Origin of the sequence: Streptomyces sp. NPDC002133, from assembly GCF_040296405.1 — a bacterium.
GTDB lineage: Bacteria > Actinomycetota > Actinomycetes > Streptomycetales > Streptomycetaceae > Streptomyces.
This window is the reverse complement of sequence record NZ_JBEOXF010000100.1, coordinates 1-16,565: the sequence shown is the minus strand read 5'-3', so window position 1 is coordinate 16,565 and position 16,565 is coordinate 1. Positions and strand designations below refer to the sequence as shown.

The 16,565-nt window shown below is 69.8% G+C and carries 14 protein-coding genes; 12 read left to right on the top strand and 2 right to left on the bottom strand.

All coding sequences use genetic code 11. The features are described from left to right. Positions 1-389 precede the first annotated feature (389 nt). From ABT078_RS40915 to ABT078_RS40860, 12 genes are all read left to right on the top strand, one after another. Positions 390-1,145 carry a hypothetical protein gene (locus ABT078_RS40915; protein ID WP_351237268.1) on the top strand — a complete coding sequence of 252 codons (756 nt, stop codon included), beginning with the start codon at positions 390-392 and terminating at the stop codon, positions 1,143-1,145. A 35-nt stretch (positions 1,146-1,180) separates the two neighbouring features. Next, the gene (locus tag ABT078_RS40910; protein ID WP_351237266.1) at positions 1,181-1,954 is read left to right on the top strand and encodes a GntR family transcriptional regulator; all 774 of its coding nucleotides are present in this window, start codon (positions 1,181-1,183) and stop codon (positions 1,952-1,954) included. Positions 1,955-2,114: 160 nt separating this feature from the next. Further along, positions 2,115-3,284, top strand: coding sequence for a TIGR03364 family FAD-dependent oxidoreductase (locus ABT078_RS40905; RefSeq protein WP_351237264.1), 1,170 nt, complete (start codon positions 2,115-2,117; stop codon positions 3,282-3,284). 5 nt (positions 3,285-3,289) lie between these two features. Then, positions 3,290-3,973, top strand: a complete 684-nt coding sequence (locus tag ABT078_RS40900; RefSeq protein WP_351237262.1) for a phosphonatase-like hydrolase — start codon at positions 3,290-3,292, stop codon at positions 3,971-3,973. Then, positions 3,970-5,022, top strand: coding sequence for an ABC transporter ATP-binding protein (locus tag ABT078_RS40895; protein WP_351237260.1), 1,053 nt, complete (start codon positions 3,970-3,972; stop codon positions 5,020-5,022). Before ABT078_RS40900 ends, ABT078_RS40895 begins: the two co-directional genes overlap by 4 nt. Positions 5,023-5,125: 103 nt before the next feature. Beyond that, entirely contained in the window at positions 5,126-5,929 is an 804-nt protein-coding gene (locus ABT078_RS40890; protein ID WP_351237258.1) for a 2-aminoethylphosphonate ABC transporter permease subunit, read from the top strand. Next, complete coding sequence (locus ABT078_RS40885) at positions 5,916-6,713, top strand: ABC transporter permease (protein WP_351237256.1); 798 nt, start codon at positions 5,916-5,918, stop codon at positions 6,711-6,713. Before ABT078_RS40890 ends, ABT078_RS40885 begins: the two co-directional genes overlap by 14 nt. Before the next feature lie 120 nt (positions 6,714-6,833). Further along, on the top strand, positions 6,834-7,892 hold the full coding sequence (locus tag ABT078_RS40880; protein ID WP_351237274.1) for a 2-aminoethylphosphonate ABC transporter substrate-binding protein: 1,059 nt from the start codon (positions 6,834-6,836) through the stop codon (positions 7,890-7,892). Between the two features lie 147 nt (positions 7,893-8,039). Beyond that, on the top strand, positions 8,040-8,819 hold the full coding sequence (locus tag ABT078_RS40875) for an HAD-IIA family hydrolase (protein WP_351237254.1): 780 nt from the start codon (positions 8,040-8,042) through the stop codon (positions 8,817-8,819). Between the two features lie 164 nt (positions 8,820-8,983). After that, entirely contained in the window at positions 8,984-9,943 is a 960-nt protein-coding gene (locus tag ABT078_RS43025; protein ID WP_502981556.1) for a hypothetical protein, read from the top strand. Between the two features lie 80 nt (positions 9,944-10,023). Beyond that, entirely contained in the window at positions 10,024-10,632 is a 609-nt protein-coding gene (locus ABT078_RS40865) for a class F sortase (protein WP_351237272.1), read from the top strand. An 87-nt stretch (positions 10,633-10,719) separates the two neighbouring features. After that, positions 10,720-11,742, top strand: a complete 1,023-nt coding sequence (locus tag ABT078_RS40860) for a glycoside hydrolase family 6 protein (RefSeq protein WP_351237270.1) — start codon at positions 10,720-10,722, stop codon at positions 11,740-11,742. A 154-nt stretch (positions 11,743-11,896) separates the two neighbouring features. Here ABT078_RS40860 and glxA read toward each other — a convergent pair whose 3' ends face one another. Both glxA and ABT078_RS40850 read right to left on the bottom strand, forming a co-directional pair. Continuing rightward, positions 11,897-13,849, bottom strand: coding sequence for a radical copper oxidase GlxA (glxA, locus tag ABT078_RS40855; RefSeq protein ID WP_351237252.1), 1,953 nt, complete (start codon positions 13,847-13,849; stop codon positions 11,897-11,899). After that, a complete protein-coding gene (locus ABT078_RS40850; protein WP_351237250.1) occupies positions 13,846-15,795 on the bottom strand; it encodes a glycosyltransferase family 2 protein in 1,950 nt (649 codons plus the stop codon). The genes glxA and ABT078_RS40850 overlap by 4 nt, the downstream gene beginning before the upstream one ends. Positions 15,796-16,565 lie beyond the last annotated feature (770 nt).

The window sequence follows — 16,565 nt, the reverse complement described above, 5'->3', positions numbered from 1 at the left end:
GGTCGGCGAGGTCCGGCTTGTATGTGATGCCGAGGAGCAGCACCCGGGCCCCGCGTGCCGATTTCCCGTGCTCGTTCAGGATCCGCAAACCTTGACGGCCGCCCACCGTGGCCGTGGCGGCCGCGGGCCCCGACGGCCCGCGCACCGCGGCGCCCCGGCGCATCAACGGCCGCGTCTCATCACACCGCGCTCAGCTCGGAGGCCTGATCGCGACGGGCGCCCAATCCCGGGCGGGTGAAAGTACGCCGACAGGAGCGACGTATTGCGGCTGTTCGGCCGTACGCGCAGGTGCCCGCCCCGGCCGGCGGTTTTGATGGGGGCAGGGTGGGCGCCGGCGTGGGCCGGGGCGACCCTCACTGCGGTCCGCGAGCAGCAAAGGCCTCCTACGTATGCGCAAAGCCCTCGCCCTTTCGCTCGCCGCGGCCGTGATCGCCCCGCTCGGGCCGGCCGGCCCGACGCCCGCGGCACACGGCGCCGAACCGCCGCAGCTGCCCGTCTGCGGTGAGGTACGCGTCACGGGCTTCCCCATCGCCACCAGGATCCAGGGCGGCCCGGCCGCGTACCGGGCGGGTTCCGGCGCCGGGGAGTTCTCCGTCCAGCTGGTCAACACCACGGCAGAGCCCTGCCGGAACGTCCATCCGGTCGTCGTGCTCGTCGGCCGGGACCATGTCCTCACCCCCACCAGGATCCGGATGGAGTTCTACGACGCGGGGGGCAGGACGTGGCGGCCGGTGACCTTCGAGCAGACCGACCGGGGCGAGACGGTCGGTGCCTTCGGCGGGGCGCGTTCACGCGACGGTGGATTCGCCGGCTTCACCGTCCCCGGCCGCGCCGGCGTCACCATCCCCGTCCGCCTCGGCTTTCCCGCCGCCGACACGCTCGCCGACTCCGTCGTCGCCAACGCCGCCGTCGTCCAGCGTCGCGGCGCAGACGGCGACTGGGTCGGGCAGTCCGGCGACTACACCTTCAGCCTGCTCGCCTCCGACGAGCAGGAGCGGATGTACGAGTCCGCGCCCGACGCCGAGGAGCTCGCCCCGACCGGTACGCAGTACGGCATCGGCCTCGCCGTCGCCTTCGGCGCGCTCCTCGCCGCCGGGCTCCTGCTCCTCGCGGGTGCCCGCAGGCTCCGCTCCGGCCGCCGCTGACCTGGCCGTTCACCCGCGTCTGGGACCATCCCCCGGTGGACCACCCGAACTACCCGAGCGATCAGGCTCCAGGCGCGCCTGTCCGTTCCGGCATCCCCGAGCACGGCCGTATTCCCAAGTACTACGCGGTCAAGGCCCAAGTGGCCGCGTTGATAGACGAGTTGGGCGAGGGTGGGCTGCTGCCCACCGAACGCGATCTCGCCGTACGGTTCGAGGTGTCGCGCGAGACCGTGCGCCAGGCGCTGCGCGAGCTCCTCCTCGAAGGCCGGCTGCGGCGGCAGGGCAGGGGCACCGTCGTCGCGGGCCCCAAGCTGGAACAGCCGCTGTCGCTCGCGAGCTACACCGAGGGCGTGCGGCGGCAGGGCCGTGCACCCGGCCGTAACCTCATCTCCCTCGACCGTTTCCCGTGCCCGCCCCGGCTCGCCGAGGAGACCGGGCTGGAGCGGGGCGAGCCCGTCTGGCACATGGAGCGTGTGCTGCTCGCGGACGAGGAGCGGGTGGGGCTGGAGAGCACGTACGTGACCGTGGCGCGCGTGCCGCGGCTCGACAGCGACTTCGACCCCGACTCCTCGTTCTACGCGTACCTGCGGGACCGGCTCGGGATCGAGTTCGGCGACGCGGACGAGCGCATCGAGACGGTGCTGGCGACGCCGCGGGAGGCGCTGCTCATCGGGACTCCGCCGGCGCTGCCGATGCTGCTGATCCACCGGGTCTCGCGGGACACGGCGAAGCGGCCGCTGGAGCGGGTGCGGTCGCTGTACAGGGGGGACCGCTTCAGCTTCTCGACGCATCTGGTGGGCGGGGCCTAGCTTCCGCGGCCTCCTTCCGGGAAGCCCCCGGTCCGGTAACGCAGGACCGCCGCCAATATCACGAAACGATAACGGGTCTAGGCCAACCTTGATGGCCCGTTCACCGTCCCGTTGCCGACCGGCCCCCGACGGGTCACCGGTCACGACCACCGTGACGGGCATGCGAGTCATCGTCGTAGGAGCCGGCGTGGTGGGAACCATGCACGCCTGGCAAGCAGTGGAGCGCGGCCACGAGGTCGTACAGATCGAGCGGGAAGCCGAAGCGCGCGGGGCCAGCCTGCGGAACTTCGGGCAGATATGGGTCAGCGGCCGCGCCGGGGGCGAGGAGCTGGAGACGGCGCTGCGGGCGCGGGAGCTGTGGGAGGCCATCGGCGACCGGGTTCCCGAACTCGGGTTCCGGGCCATCGGTTCGCTGACGCCCGTACGCAACGATCTCGAGCTCGCCGTCGCCGAGGCGGCCGTCGCCCGGCCGGACGCCGCCGCCCGCGGCTACAAGCTGGTCACCGCAGACGAGGCGCGCGCCATCAACCCCGCCCTGCGCGGTGAGTTCGTGTCGGCCCTGTACTGCGAGCGGGACGCGGCCGTGGAGCCCCGCACGGCACAGCTCGCGCTGCGCAAGGCCCTGCTGGCGTCCGGGCGTTACACCTTTCTCCCCGGCCGCGAGGTCCGCGAGGTCATCGACCCCGGGAAGAATGGACGCAGCGCGGTGCGCGACGACCACGGCGATGTGCACAGCGGCGACGCCGTCGTCCTGTGCACCGGCGCCTGGCTGGGCGGACTCGTCCGCGAGCTCGCCCCCGACCTCCCCGTACGCCGCGTGCGCCTCCAGATGGCGCAGACGGACCCGCTCGGCGAGCCGCTCACGACCTCCGTCGCCGACGCCGACTCCTTCCGCTACTACCCGGCGTACGCCTCGGACGCGCTCGACGCCCTCAATGCCGGGCAGGCTCAGCAGCCCACGGCCGCCGAGCACAAGATGCAGCTGCTGATGGTGCAGCGCCGCGACGGCGGGCTGACCATCGGCGACACCCACGAGTACGAGCATCCCTTCGCCTTCGACACCCTCGAAGACCCCTTCGAGCACCTCACGCAGGTCATCGAGGGCTTCCTGGGCCGGCCGCTGCCGAAGATCCGCCGCCGCTGGGCCGGGGTGTACGCGCAGTGCACCGACACTCCCCCTGGCTCCGCCGGGGGGACCACCCCCTCCACCCGCGTGGTCCACCGCGAGCAGGTGCGCGACGGCGTATGGCTGGTGACCGGACCGGGCGGACGCGGTATGACCTGCTCTCCCGCCATTGCCGAGACAACCGCAGACCAACTGGGCTGGTGACAACGATGACCCGACTGAACCTTGTCGTCCTGGACATGGCCGGTACCACGGTCGCCGACGGCGGCCTCGTCGAGCAGGCGTTCGCCAGGGCCGCCGAACGCCTCGGCACGGAACCCGAGTCGATGCCGGCCATGCTCGACCACGTACGCGCCACCATGGGTGAGTCCAAGATCTCCGTCTTCCGCCACCTCTTCGGCGACGAGGCCAGGGCCCAGGCGGCCAACAAGGCCTTCGAGGAGGCGTACGGCGAACTCGTCGGCGGCGGCCGCATCGCCGAGATCCCCGGCGCGCGTGCCGCCGTCGAGCAACTCCGGGAGCAGGGCAGGACCGTCGTCCTCACCACCGGCTTCGCCCGCGTCACCCAGGACGCGATCCTCGACGCGCTCGGCTGGCAGGACCTGGTCCCGCTCACCCTGTGCCCGGCCGACGCGGGCGGGCGCGGACGCCCGTACCCGGACATGGTGCTCGCCGCGTTCCTGCGTACGGGCGCGGTCGACGGCGTGCAGCAGATCGCGGTCGCCGGCGACACCTCGTACGACATGCTGAGCGGCGTGCGCTCCGGCGCGCGCGTGGTCGCGGGCGTGCTCACCGGCGCCCACGACAGGACGCAGCTGACCGCCCATGGCGCGACGCACGTCCTCGGTTCGGTCGCCGAGCTGCCGGAGCTGCTGGCGCGGGAGGACATATGACCAGCGGCATCCGCTTCGACCGTGTCTCCGTCGCCTACGGCGGCACCACCGTCCTCGAGGGCCTCGATCTGACCGTCGAACCCGGCGAGGTCATGGCCCTCCTCGGCCCCTCGGGCTCCGGCAAGACCACCGCCCTGCGTGCGGTCGCCGGGTTCGTACGGCCGGTCTCGGGGCGGGTGTTCATCGGCGACCGCGACATCACCGCGCTGCCGCCGCACCGGCGCGGCATCGGCATGGTCGTCCAGCAGTACGCCCTCTTCCCGCACATGCGAGTCGAGGCCAATGTCGAATTCGGACTGAGGGCTCAGAAGACGCCGAAGGCCGAGATCCCCGGCCGGGTCGCCGAGGCGCTGGAGATGACCGGTATGGCGGCCTACGCCGATCGGTATCCGCGCGAGCTCTCCGGCGGGCAGCAGCAGCGCGTCGCGATCGCCCGCGCCCTCGCGATCCGGCCGAAGGTGCTGCTGCTCGACGAGCCGCTCTCCGCGCTCGACGCGCAGCTGCGGTCCGGGATGCTGGCCGAACTGGCACGGCTGCACCGCGAACTGCCGGACGTGTCCATCCTGTACGTCACCCACGACCAGGTCGAGGCGCTCACCCTCGCCGACCGGATCGCGGTCATGGACAAGGCCCGCCTCCAGGACTGCGGCACACCGCAGGACCTGTACCGGCGCCCGCGCACGGAGTTCACGGCGTCGTTCGTCGGCAACGCGAACCTGCTGCCGGTGACGGTCGGTTCGGACACGGTGTCCTTCGCGGGCACGGAGCTGAAGGTGCCGACGGGGGCCGCCGCGCCCGGAGCGATCGCGACCCTGTGTGTACGGCCGCACCTCGTCGGGCTCGGCGAAGGGCCGAACGCGCTGCGGGGGAGGATCGCTGAGGTGCAGTGGCGGGGAGCGACGCATCGGCTGTACGTGGACGTCGACGGGCACCGGGTCAAGGCGGACCTGCGGGAGCTGCGGGAGACGCCGGCACTGGGGGACGAGGTCACGGTGCACTTCGCACCGGAGGACGCGGTACTGCTCGGCGCGGGGGTGACCGATGGGTAGCCCCGGTGGACGTCTCGCGGAACGCCCGCCGGTACCGGGGACTGCCACCCTCCCCCACAGCCCTTCGGGCGTGGGAGGCACCCCCACCGCCCCGGCGGCACGAATGCCCGCAATCCCGCGCTGGGTATGGGCCCTTCCCCCCGTCGCCGTGCTGGGCGTGGTGTTCCTCTACCCCCTCGGTCTGGTCGTCCAGGAGTCCCTCGCGCCCGGCGCGTACGCCGGCGTCTTCGGCTCGCAGGCCTTCCGCGAGGCGCTCACCACCACCGTGTGGCTGGCGGTCGGGGCGACCGCCGGCTGTCTTGTGCTCGGGTTCACACTCGCGCTGATCATCGCGTTCGTGCCGTTCCCCGGCGGCAGGGCGGTCGCCAAGTTCATCGACGTGTTCCTGTCCTTCCCCTCGTTCCTGATCACGCTGGCGCTGCTGTTCATCTACGGCACCGTCGGCATGGCCAACGGGCTGTGGACGGACGTCACGGGGGCGTCGAGCGGTCCGTTCCACTTCCTGACGACGCCCTGGGGCGTGCTGCTCGCGGAGATCACGTACTTCACCCCCTTCGTGATGCGCCCGCTGCTCGCCGCGTTCTCGCAGCTCGACACGGCACAGCTGGAGGTCGCCTCCTCGCTGGGTGCGCGGCCCGCCCGGATCATCCGGCAGGTGATCCTGCCCGAGGCCCTCCCCGCGCTCGCCGCCGGTGGCAGCCTCGTGCTGGTCATGTGTCTCAACGAGTTCGGCATCGTGCTCTTCACCGGCGCCAAGGGCGTCACGACGCTCCCGATGCTCGTCTACAGCAAGGCGATCCTCGAGTCCGACTACGCGGCCGCCTGCGTCGTCGCCGTCGTCAACATCGCGATCTCCGTGGGGCTGTACGGGATCTACCGGGTGGTGAGCCGCCGTGTTGGTGCATAGCCGTACGGGTAGATGGGCCACCTGGGTCCTGTTCCTCGCCCTCTTCCTGCCGCTCTTCGCGGTGCCGCTCCTCGTCATCGTCGCGGCGTCGCTCGCGACCAACTGGTCGGGGGCGTTCCCCTCCGGACCGACCGCCGAGCACTACACGGCGGCCGTCCGCGGCGAGTCGCTCCAGGCCCTGACCACCAGCCTCGTCACGGCGGTGACGGCCAGCGTGCTCGCGCTCGCCATCGGCACCTGGGCCGCCCTTGCCGCCGCCTCCCTGGGCAGGCGTGGACGCCGCGTCCTCGACGCACTGTTCATGCTGCCGGTCGCCGTACCGTCCGTGGTCGTCGGCCTCGCCGTACTCGTCGCTTTCTCGCAGCCGCCGATGCTCCTCAACGGCACGCGATGGATCGTGATCCTCGCGCACACCGTTCTTGTCACGGCGTTCGCCCACCAGTCGGTCTCGGCGGCCATCCTGCGTCTCGACCCGATGTACGAGCAGGCGGCGGCCAGCCTCGGCGCCCGCCCCTCGTACGTCCTGTGGCGAGTGAAGCTGCCGCTGCTGCTGCCGTCGCTCAACGCGGCCGCGGGGCTCTGCTTCGCCCTGTCCATGGGTGAGCTGAGCGCCACGATGATGCTCTACCCGCCGGACTGGATGCCGCTGCCGGTGCTGATCTTCACCGCCACCGACCGCGGCTCCCTCTTCACCGGCTCCGCCGTCGCCGTGGTCCTCATGGCCACGACGCTGCTCGTCCTGCTCGCCGTGTCCCGAATCCGTACCAGGGCCTCCTACCGCTGATCAGGCAGGCCCCGGCCCTGGCCCAGGCTCAGGCCCAGGCGCCGGCTCAGGCCCTGGTTCTGATCCCGACCCAGGTAATCCCACGTGTTCCTCTTCTTCCGCAAGGAGTTGTCCGTCGTCATGCCTCGCCACATCAGCACGATCGCCGCCCTCACCGGCAGCCTTGCCCTCGCCGCCACCCTCACCGCCTGCGGAGGCGACTCAGCCGCCTCCGACGAGAAGGTCGTCACCGTCTACAGCGCCGACGGCCTCAAGGGCGAGAACGGCGACGGCTGGTACGACCAGGTCTTCAAGGACTTCGAGAAGGAGACCGGTATCAAGGTCAAGTACGTCGAGGGCGGCTCCGGCGAGATGGTGCAGCGCGCCGCCCGCGAGAAGAGCAACACGCAGGCCGACGTGCTCGTCACCCTTCCGCCGTTCATCCAGCAGGCCGACTCCAAGGGGCTGCTCCAGGCGTACGAGCCGGCCGGCTCCGACAAGGTCAACGGCGCCGACAAGTCCGGCGACGGCAAGTGGACCTCGGTCGTCAACAACTACTTCGGATTCATCTACAACAAGAAGGAGATGCAGGAGGCCCCGCAGACCTGGGAGGAGCTCCTCGACGGCAGGTTCAAGGACAAGCTCCAGTACTCCACCCCGGGTGTCGCGGGCGACGGTACCGCCGTCGTCATCAAGGCGATGCACGACTTCGGCGGCGAGGAGCCGGCGATGGCGTACCTGAAGAAGCTCCAGGCCAACAATGTCGGCCCGTCCTCCTCCACCTCCAAGCTCGCCCCCAAGGTCGACAAGGGCGAGATCCTCGTCGCCAACGGCGACGTCCAGATGAACTTCGCCCAGTCCAGGTCCATGCCGAACCTCGGCATCTGGTTCCCGGCGACGCAGGGCGGCAGGCCCACCACGTTCGCCCTTCCCTACGCCGCGGGCCTCGTCAACGACGCCCCCCACACCGAGAACGGCCAGAAGCTCCTCGACCACCTGCTGAGCGAGAAGGCCCAGAAGCAGGTCAGCGAGATCGGCGGCGGCTTCTCCGCGCGCAGCGACGTCAAGGCCACCGACGCCAACGCGATCGAGCTGTCGAAGATCCTGGACGGCGTCCAGGTCTTCGAGCCGGACTGGAAGGACATCGACACGAACCTCCAGAAGTACGTCGAGTCCTGGAAGACCGCGACCGGCAGCTGAAGGCAACGGTCCAGCCCGCGGGCCCCGGCCCGCAACCCCATGCCCGCGGGGGTCAAGATCACGGCTTCCTGATTAGGCTGGGGGGCGTCGGCACATCGTCGTGGCGGCGCCCCACCAGCACCTCCGCACACCGCAGGAGTCCGCTTCATGGCAGAGCGCAAGCCGATCGAATCCTGGCTCACCGACATGGACGGTGTTCTCATCCATGAAGGCGTCCCGATCCCGGGCGCCGACTCCTTCATCAAGAAGCTCCGCGAGACCGGGAAGCCCTTCCTGGTTCTCACGAACAACTCCATCTACACCCCTCGTGACCTGCACGCCCGCCTCGCCCGCATGGGCCTGGACGTGCCGGTCGAGAACATCTGGACGTCCGCGCTGGCCACCGCCAAGTTCCTGGACGACCAGCGCCCCGGCGGCACGGCGTACGCCATCGGCGAGGCCGGGCTGACCACCGCCCTGCACGACATCGGGTACGTCCTCACCGACCACGACCCCGACTACGTGGTGCTCGGTGAGACCCGTACGTACAGCTTCGAGGCGCTGACGAAGGCGATCCGGCTGATCAACGCGGGGGCGCGCTTCATCGGCACCAACCCGGACGAGACCGGCCCCTCCGCCGAGGGTCCGCTGCCCGCCACGGGCTCGGTCGCCGCCCTGATCACCAAGGCCACCGGCAAGGACCCCTACTTCGTGGGCAAGCCGAACCCGCTGATGATGCGTGCCGGGCTGAACGCGATCGGGGCGCATTCGGAGACCAGTGCGATGATCGGCGACCGGATGGACACCGATGTCCTGGCCGGGCTGGAGGCGGGCATGGAGACTTTCCTGGTGCTGACGGGCCTGACGGCACCGAAGGACGTGGACCGGTTCCCGTTCCGTCCGTCGTGGATCGTCGACTCGATCGCGGACCTGGTCGACCGGATCTGACCTGGCCGGATCCCACCCGCCTCCATCCCTCTCCGGGCCCTCTCCGGGCCCTCTCCGGGCCGTCCCCGAGCTGCCTCTGAGCCGTCCGTGGTGACCCATCCGGGTCTCCTGGAGATGCGGAAACGGGCAAACCGCGTGAATCTTCTGATACCAGGAGGTTCACGATGCGTTCTGTTCCGATTGCTCTCCGTGTGGTGGGGGCGGCCACCGGTGTCCTGATGCTGGCACCGCCCGCCGGGCTTGCGTACGCCGAGGAAGGCGGGCAGGCCAAGGCCACGGTCACCCCCACCTCCGCCAGGCCGGGGGGTGAGGTGGAACTGCTCGTCACCGGCTGCGAGGGCGCGACGGGCACCGCCAGATCCCTGGCGTTCGTCACCGACGCCCAGCTGTCCGGCGGCGTCGGCCCACAGAGTTCGCTCTTCGGGGAGACGACGGTCAGATCCGGCGCCGGCGCCGGTACGTACGACGTCAGTGTCACGTGCAACGGCAGCCCACTCACCCGGGTGGGCACGCTCACGGTCGCCCAGCAGCGCGCCGAGAGCAAGGCGGACGAGGGTGACAAGGACGACGGCGGCAAGAAGGATGACGGTGGCCGCAAGGACGACGGTGGCAAGAAGGATGACGGTGGCCGCAAGGACGACGGTGGCAAGAAGGATGACGGTGGCAAGAAGGATGACGGTGGCAAGAAGGATGACGGTGGCCGCAAGGACGACGGCGGCAAGAAGGATGACGGTGGCCGCAAGGACGACGGTGGCAAGAAGGATGACGGTGGCCGCAAGGACGACGGCGGCAAGAAGGACGACGGCGGCCACAAGGACAACGGCGGCCACAAGCCGGACCAGGGCGACGAGGGCGACGAGGGCGACGACGGGGACGAGGGCGAGGACCAGGGGCAGACCCTGGACCCCGCCCCCGATCCTGAGGACACCCCCTTCGCCCCGGTCCGCGCCGGCGGCGGCGGTACCGCCACGTCCCTCGCCTCCGAGAAGGCCGAGCAACCCGACCAGCAGGGCCCCGGTACCCCCCACACCGTGATCGGGCTGGTCCTCGCGGGCGTGGCGGCGGTGGCCGTGGCGTTCCGCAGCGCACGGCGCCGGCACGTGGGCCCGGCGGACACGGACTGACCGCCGTGGATACCGGTGACGCAGGGCCCGGGAGCCCCACATCGGGCACCGGGAGGCTGCTCACGGGTGTGGCCTGGGCCATGCTGTTGCTCGGCCTGTGGCTGTGGGGGCGCGAGGCCACCGAGGGCCCCGGCGGCAGCTCGGCACCCACGACCGGCGACGTGGCCGCGGTCGGCCGGCCTCTCGGCGTACCGCTGCCGCCGGCCCGTGACCCGCTGAAGCCCTCCCAGCCGAGCAAGGTGGAGATCCCCTCGATAGGGATCACGGCCCCCGTCGTCGCCCGCGGCCTGGACGCGACCGGCGCGGTCGACCCGCCGCCGTACGCCATGCCGCAGACCGTGGGCTGGTTCGGCACCGGCACCCTGCCCGGGACCGCGGGCGCTGCGCTCTTCGTCGGCCATGTCGACACCGAGGCCGAGCCCGCCGTCTTCTACGGGCTCAGCGCGGCCCGTCCCGGCCAGAAGGTCCGGGTGACCCGCACCGACGGCTCGGTCGCCGAGTTCACGATCGACGATGTGCAGGTCTTCAGCCGGGACCGGTTCGACGCGCAGAAGGTGTACGGGGCCAGGCAGCCGGGCAGGGCGGAACTGAGGCTGATCACCTGCGGTGGGGACTACGACAGCGACTCGCGGTCGTACACGGCGAATGTGGTGGTCTCGGCGTATCTCACGGACGCCCGCGGGATCTGAGAACATGGATTCGCCCGGTCTTGTCCGGGCGCGAGGCGCCTGGGGGGTGGCCTCGGCATCGTGCGACAGTGCACCAAGGGGGAGTGGATGTACGGCAGTTACGTCGGGCGTGCCCGCCGGGGAGCGGCCGCCGCGGGGGCCGCGCTGCTGCTGGCGGGGTGTTCGTCCTCCGACGGCGACGGTAGTGCCGGGGGCGGCGACAACCGGGCCTCGATCGCCCAGCAACCGAAGGGGACGGACCCGTTCTGGGTCAACCCCGACGGGAAGGCCGCCCGGCAGATCGCCTCGTATCTCGACGAAGGCGACGACAAGAACGCCGAGCTGATCAGGAAGATCGCGGAGCAGCCGGTCGGCGAATGGATCGGCCCGGACAATCCGGAGGCCGAGGCCAAGGGATTCACGGAGGCCGCGCAGAAAGCCGACCGGGACGCCCTGCTCGTGCTGTACAACATCCCGCACCGTGACTGCGGGCAGTTCTCCAAGGGCGGCGCCGCCGATGGGAACGCGTACCGGGAGTGGGTCGACAAGGTTGCCAAGGGCATCGGCGACCGGCGCGCCACGGTCGTCCTCGAGCCGGACGCCGTGCTCCACCTCGTGGACGGCTGCACGCCGGACGAGTTCCACGAGGAGCGGTACGACCTGCTGAAGGGCGCCATCGAGCGGCTCAAGCAGCAGCCGGCCACCAAGGTCTACCTGGACGCGGGCAACGCGGGCTGGTCGCAGCCCGATTCCCTCTTCGAGCCGCTCCAGTGGGCGGGCATCGCGAATGCCGACGGCTTCGCGGTCAACGTCTCCAACTTCCAGACGACCGACGCCAGCGAGGACTTCGGCAAGCGGCTCTCCGCGAAGGTCGGGAACAAGCACTTCGTGATCGACACCAGCCGCAACGGCAACGGGCCGTACACGGAGGGCGATCCGAAGGAGAACTGGTGCAACCCGCCGGGGCGCGCGCTGGGTGAGCCGCCGACGACGAAGACGGGGGATCCGATCGTCGACGCGTATCTGTGGGTCAAGCGCCCGGGGGAGTCGGACGGCGACTGCAAGGGCGGGCCGAAGGCGGGGGACTGGTATCCGGAGTACGCGTTGGAGCTGGCGCGCAATACGAAGTAGGCGGGGCGGGGGTATCCTCCCCCCGCCTCACCCCGAACGTTCCGGGGCCGGGGGCAAGCCCCCAGATCCCGGAACGTGCCCGGTACCGCCGCAGGGGCCCGCGTGTGCGTCCTCGATCACAGGACGGGCTCGAATTGAGCCCCCGCGCCAGGCCCTACGGCACCTCCACCCACACGCCCTCGGACGGCGTGCCCTTGTCGTCCGTGACGAAGAGCATGTACCAGCCGGACGGCACCAGGGACCGGTTCCTGGGGACCGTCACCTCGAAACCGTCCGCCGTCTTCGTCATCTTCAGCGCGATCGACCGCTGGTCGACATCGGTGACGTGCGTCACCGCACTCGGCCGCATCAGCTTCGCCGTCGCGAGCTTCGCCGCCTGCGGACTCAGATACGTGCCCGACTCACCGCGCTCGATGCGCTTGGGGCCGCCGCTGATCCCGGGCCGGGCGTCCCCGTACAGGTACGGCGGTGTGTAGATCTCGATGCGCTGCTCGAAGACGCCAGGCTTGGTGTTGGCGTCGTCGGCGAAGAGCGAGTCGGAGCCGAAGATCATCACCCGTCCGTCGGGCAGCAGCACCGACCCCGAGTGGTAGTTGCGCCCCACCCGCGGGTCGGCCACCCGCTTGTACGCACCCTTCTTCGGGTCGTACGTACGCGCCTCCAGCACGTTGGAGCCGCTGCGCCCGCGGTAGTCCTCCGAGCCGCCGGTGACCAGCACGCTGTCGTCCGGCAGCAGCGACGCGCTCGGATAGCGGGTGCCCTTGTCGAGCGAAGCGCCGTCCGTGAAGCGGGGGTTCGGGTCCTTCAGGTCGACGAGCCGGGACTTCTCGCTGGACTTCTCGGACTCGCCGACCCCACCACCGCCGATGACCATGAACTTCTGGTCCTGCGCGGGCGGCAGCATGACCGTCGCCGACGTCTCCAGCTTGTCCGGGTCGCTCAGCCCCGGGATCTTCTGGAACTCGTCCGTCTCCAGATCCCAGATGCCGGGGTCACGGCCGACGTCGGCAGGTCCGTACCCGGCGTTGGAACCGGAGTAGAAGAGCTTCCCGTTGTCCATCAGGAAGATCGCCGGGTAGGTCGGGAAGCGCCGCTCGATGCCCGTGTACTCCCACGTCCTGGTCTCCGGGTCGTAGATCTCGTCCTTGCCGGGCACGATCTGCCCGATCTCGTCGAGGCCGGAGAGGGAGAGGACCTTGCCGTCCTTCAGCGTCGTCAGGGTCGGGTACCAGCGGGCCTCGTTCATCGGGTCGACCTCGATGTACTTCTCGGCGACCGGGTCGAACTCGTAGGCCTCCTTGATGCCCTGGAAGTCCTTCTTGTCGAGGGCGAGCTTCTGCGCGATGCCGTAGACATTGCGGGTGTCGGAGCCCTTGAGGCCGTGCACCCGGTAGTTGTCCTCGGTGCCGGTCTCGTGCGCCTTGCCGGACTCCCCGGCCTCGACGTAGATCCGGCCGAGACCCGCCTCGGTGCGCAGGAACCTGCCGGTCGCCGGGTCGAAGACCTTCTTCGCGCGCTGGACGAGAACCGGGTCCTTGGACACGAAGGTCTTGCCGTTCTTCTTGCCGGTGAACCTGGTGCCGGCGGGCAGCGTGATCGGCTTGTCCGGGTCCTCGTTGTGGACGATCATCAGGCCGCCGGCCTTGGTGACATCGCCCTTGAGCTTCTCGTACCGCTTGGTGCCGCCGGCGACCAGCAGCTTTCCGTCCGGCAGCTGGGTGTGCCCGGCGCAGAACATGTCCTTGGGCGTGGGTATCAGCTTGAAGTCGTTCGTCTTCGGGTCCCACAGCACCGACTCGAACTTCTTCGCGTCGAAGTTCTTCTGGTTGTTGCCGGAACCGGCGATCAGCAGGACCTTGCCGGTGTGCAGCAGCGCGGCGTGGATCGTGTTGATCCGGTACTCGGACGGGACGTCGAGGAAGTCCCAGTGGCCGTTCACCGCCTTGTACTCAGGCCGGTTGATCTTGTACTCGTGGTACTCGGCCGAGCCGTAGCGGTAGAGGGCGGGACCGTTGAACCCGGCCACCACTGCCACCACCGCCACGCCGATCAGGATCCGCCGGGCCCGGTTCTTGCGGTAGTTCGGCCGGACGGGAAGTGCGCTCATTTCTTATGTCCCCCAAGGGCGATCTGCATGGTCTGGTCCGTGGGGGCCCACTGCGGCTTCTGCTGGGGCTCGTGCGCGCCGGCCGGCGGCTGCGGGCCCTGCGGACCGTGCGTACCGTCTCCGGCGGGCGGCTGCGTCCTGCGCTTCTTCTTCTCCGCGCGGACGGCGTGCCGCCAGGCGAAGATGGGCGCTGCGGTGATCAGCAGGGCGAGTCCGGCCCAGGTGATCATTGCGGGGTGGTCGTGCCCGAACCAGAACGAGGACGCGAGCGAGCCGCCGAAGACCAGGATGAAGAACAGGTGGATCCGGAACGTGCCGAAGAGGGTGTCCGGACTGGACGAGTCGCCCTTGGGGGTCACGACGAACTTGCTCTTGCGGCGCAGTACGGCGTCCATGAGGGAGCGCGCGTAGATCGGCGCGGAGAGCGCGGACATCACCATGCCGGCGAGGCCGCCGGAGCCCTCCGGCTCGTGCGGCGAGACGTTGTGGCGGCGGTTCCAGATGTAGAGGCCGATCTGGAGTGCCGAGGCGTTGCCGTACAGCATCATCCAGATCGCCGGGTCGATCTGCACACCCGAGGCGCCCATGCCCAGGAACAGGGCGCAGCTCAGCGCCGCCAGGATCCAGTTGAGGGCGGACATCGGGTAGAAGATGATCATCATCGTGTAGTTGAAGAGCTTGCCGGGCGGCAGCGTCCCGAAGCCCCTCCAGTACTGCTTGAGGATGGTCTCGTACGTACCCCGCGACCAACGCAGCTGCTGGGTGAAGAAGTCGGTCCAGGCGGTCGGACCCTCGCCGACGGCCAGCACGTCCGGGGTGTAGACGGAGCGCCACTTGTTGCCGGTCCCGGGATTGCGGGCGCGGTGCATCTCGAAGCCCGTCGCCATGTCCTCGGTGATCGAGTCGTACAGCCCGCCGATCTGCTTGATCGCCTTGATCCGGACGGCGTTGGAGGTGCCGACGAACATGGGGGCGCCGTAGCGGTTGCCCGCGCGCTGGATCAGGGCGTGGAAGAGGAACTGCTGGGACTCGGCGGCCTTGGTGACGAAGGTGTCGTAGTTGCCGTAGACCTGCGGGCCGATGACGAAGCCGACGTCGGGGTCGCGGAAGTAACCGAGCATCCGCTCAAGGTAGTTGGGCAGCGGCACGTGGTCGGTGTCGACGGACGCGAAGAAGTCGTAGTTCCCGCCGTGGGCTTCCAGCCAGGCGTTGTAGTTGCCGTGCTTGGTCTTGGCCCGGTGGGCTCCCTTCGCCTGGTTCCACTTGGCTATGCCCTTGCGGGAGAAGTGGTGGACACCGAGGCGTGCGCAGACCTCCTTCACGGCCGGGTCGTCGCCCTCGTCGAGCAGCCACACGTGCATCAGCCCGCGGTGACGGATCCTGACCGCGGCCTCAAGGGTCTTCGTCACCATCTCCAGGGGCTCCTTGCCCGGCACGAAGGAGGTGAGGAAGGCGACCCGGGTGCCGTGCTCCGGCACGACGGGGACGGGGTCACGGGCGACGAGGGTCGCGTGCGCGTTGGACAGCACGTTCATCGTCCGGAAGAGCTCGATCAGGCCGATCGAGACCAGCATGACGATGTCGAGCCACAGGAGCAGGTCGTTGTTGAGGTTGGGGTCCCGCTCGGTCCAGTGCTGAGGCTGCATGAGCCAGGCGAACAGGCCCAGCGAGAGCAGCGGCGCGGCGCCCAGGAGCAGCGCGGCCCGGACGCGGTGCGGCTCCTGCGAGAGCAGTGAGCGGTACTGCACCTTGTACGGCTTCGACGGGTCGGGCTGGGTGAGGGGGCCGGCGAGCCGGCTGTAGTGCTCGTAGTCGTACCGCGGAAGTGCCGTCTTCTTCGGGCGCAACCGGGACCCGCCCGCTCGGAGCTGCGGGTGAACCCGAAGCTGAGTGGTCCGGGACGGGTCGTTGTCCTGCTGCCGGGCGCCGTTCGGCGTCGCCGTCATGAGTCATCCCCCCGCACGCCTGCTGGCTGCGTGATCGTTCGGTCTTCGCCCGGACCGCGGTCCCCCTCGACCAGCCGTTCCGGACGTGTCAATGGCAGGCCACCGTCCCTGTAGACATGAGATGACGACCTTCCGGTTGCATGATGCCCGTCAAGGACATCGGTTCGCGAGCAGGGTCCCCACCCTGCGGTCGAAGCAACCGGACATCCTCCTCGAAGTGCCCCCAAGCGGTAACTTTTTGAGTCCGCCGCCCTCTTTGGGGCTGCGGACTCCAGGACAGGTTCTCGGAGCGGGGCCGTGATCGCAAGAGCGACCGAGGGTCACGGTCCGGCGGTGCCCGGAATGCGCGCACCTCGACCGGGATGCCGGATTCCCTTGGGGGAGGGCCGGATGGGCCCGTCGATACGACCGGCGCCGACCGTGACCCGTCATGGCGCAAAGCGTTGAACCTGTGGGTCGTGATGCGGCGGCAGGTGCGGCTGGAGGACCTGACGTCCAATGCTCTCGGACGAATTGTCCGAACGCATTGGACGCTAGCCTGCCTGGCACCTCGCTGCAAGTCATTCACGAGAGTTTTGGCCGACCGACGTGTCAGAAGGAAGAATCCATCGCGTGGCCAACGCACTGCAGGATTTGGTGAAGAGCCGGCTGGAGCAGCAGGGCTGGTCCTATGGCGACGTGGCCCGGCGCGGCGGTGTCCCGCGTTCCACCGTGCATCATCTGGCCACGGTCGAGCGAGTGACCCGCATGCCGCAACAGGCCACCCTCGA

Coding starts and splice junctions, on each gene's coding strand:
- ABT078_RS40915 (WP_351237268.1), top strand. CDS start 390: ATGCGCAAAGCCCTCGCCCTTTCGCTCGCCGCGGCCGTGATCGCCCCG.
- ABT078_RS40905 (WP_351237264.1), top strand. CDS start 2,115: ATGCGAGTCATCGTCGTAGGAGCCGGCGTGGTGGGAACCATGCACGCC.
- ABT078_RS40900 (WP_351237262.1), top strand. CDS start 3,290: ATGACCCGACTGAACCTTGTCGTCCTGGACATGGCCGGTACCACGGTC.
- ABT078_RS40895 (WP_351237260.1), top strand. CDS start 3,970: ATGACCAGCGGCATCCGCTTCGACCGTGTCTCCGTCGCCTACGGCGGC.
- ABT078_RS40890 (WP_351237258.1), top strand. CDS start 5,126: ATGCCCGCAATCCCGCGCTGGGTATGGGCCCTTCCCCCCGTCGCCGTG.
- ABT078_RS40880 (WP_351237274.1), top strand. CDS start 6,834: ATGCCTCGCCACATCAGCACGATCGCCGCCCTCACCGGCAGCCTTGCC.
- ABT078_RS40875 (WP_351237254.1), top strand. CDS start 8,040: ATGGCAGAGCGCAAGCCGATCGAATCCTGGCTCACCGACATGGACGGT.
- ABT078_RS43025 (WP_502981556.1), top strand. CDS start 8,984: ATGCGTTCTGTTCCGATTGCTCTCCGTGTGGTGGGGGCGGCCACCGGT.
- ABT078_RS40865 (WP_351237272.1), top strand. CDS start 10,024: ATGCTGTTGCTCGGCCTGTGGCTGTGGGGGCGCGAGGCCACCGAGGGC.
- ABT078_RS40860 (WP_351237270.1), top strand. CDS start 10,720: ATGTACGGCAGTTACGTCGGGCGTGCCCGCCGGGGAGCGGCCGCCGCG.
- glxA (WP_351237252.1), bottom strand. CDS start 13,849: ATGAGCGCACTTCCCGTCCGGCCGAACTACCGCAAGAACCGGGCCCGG.
- ABT078_RS40850 (WP_351237250.1), bottom strand. CDS start 15,795: ATGACGGCGACGCCGAACGGCGCCCGGCAGCAGGACAACGACCCGTCC.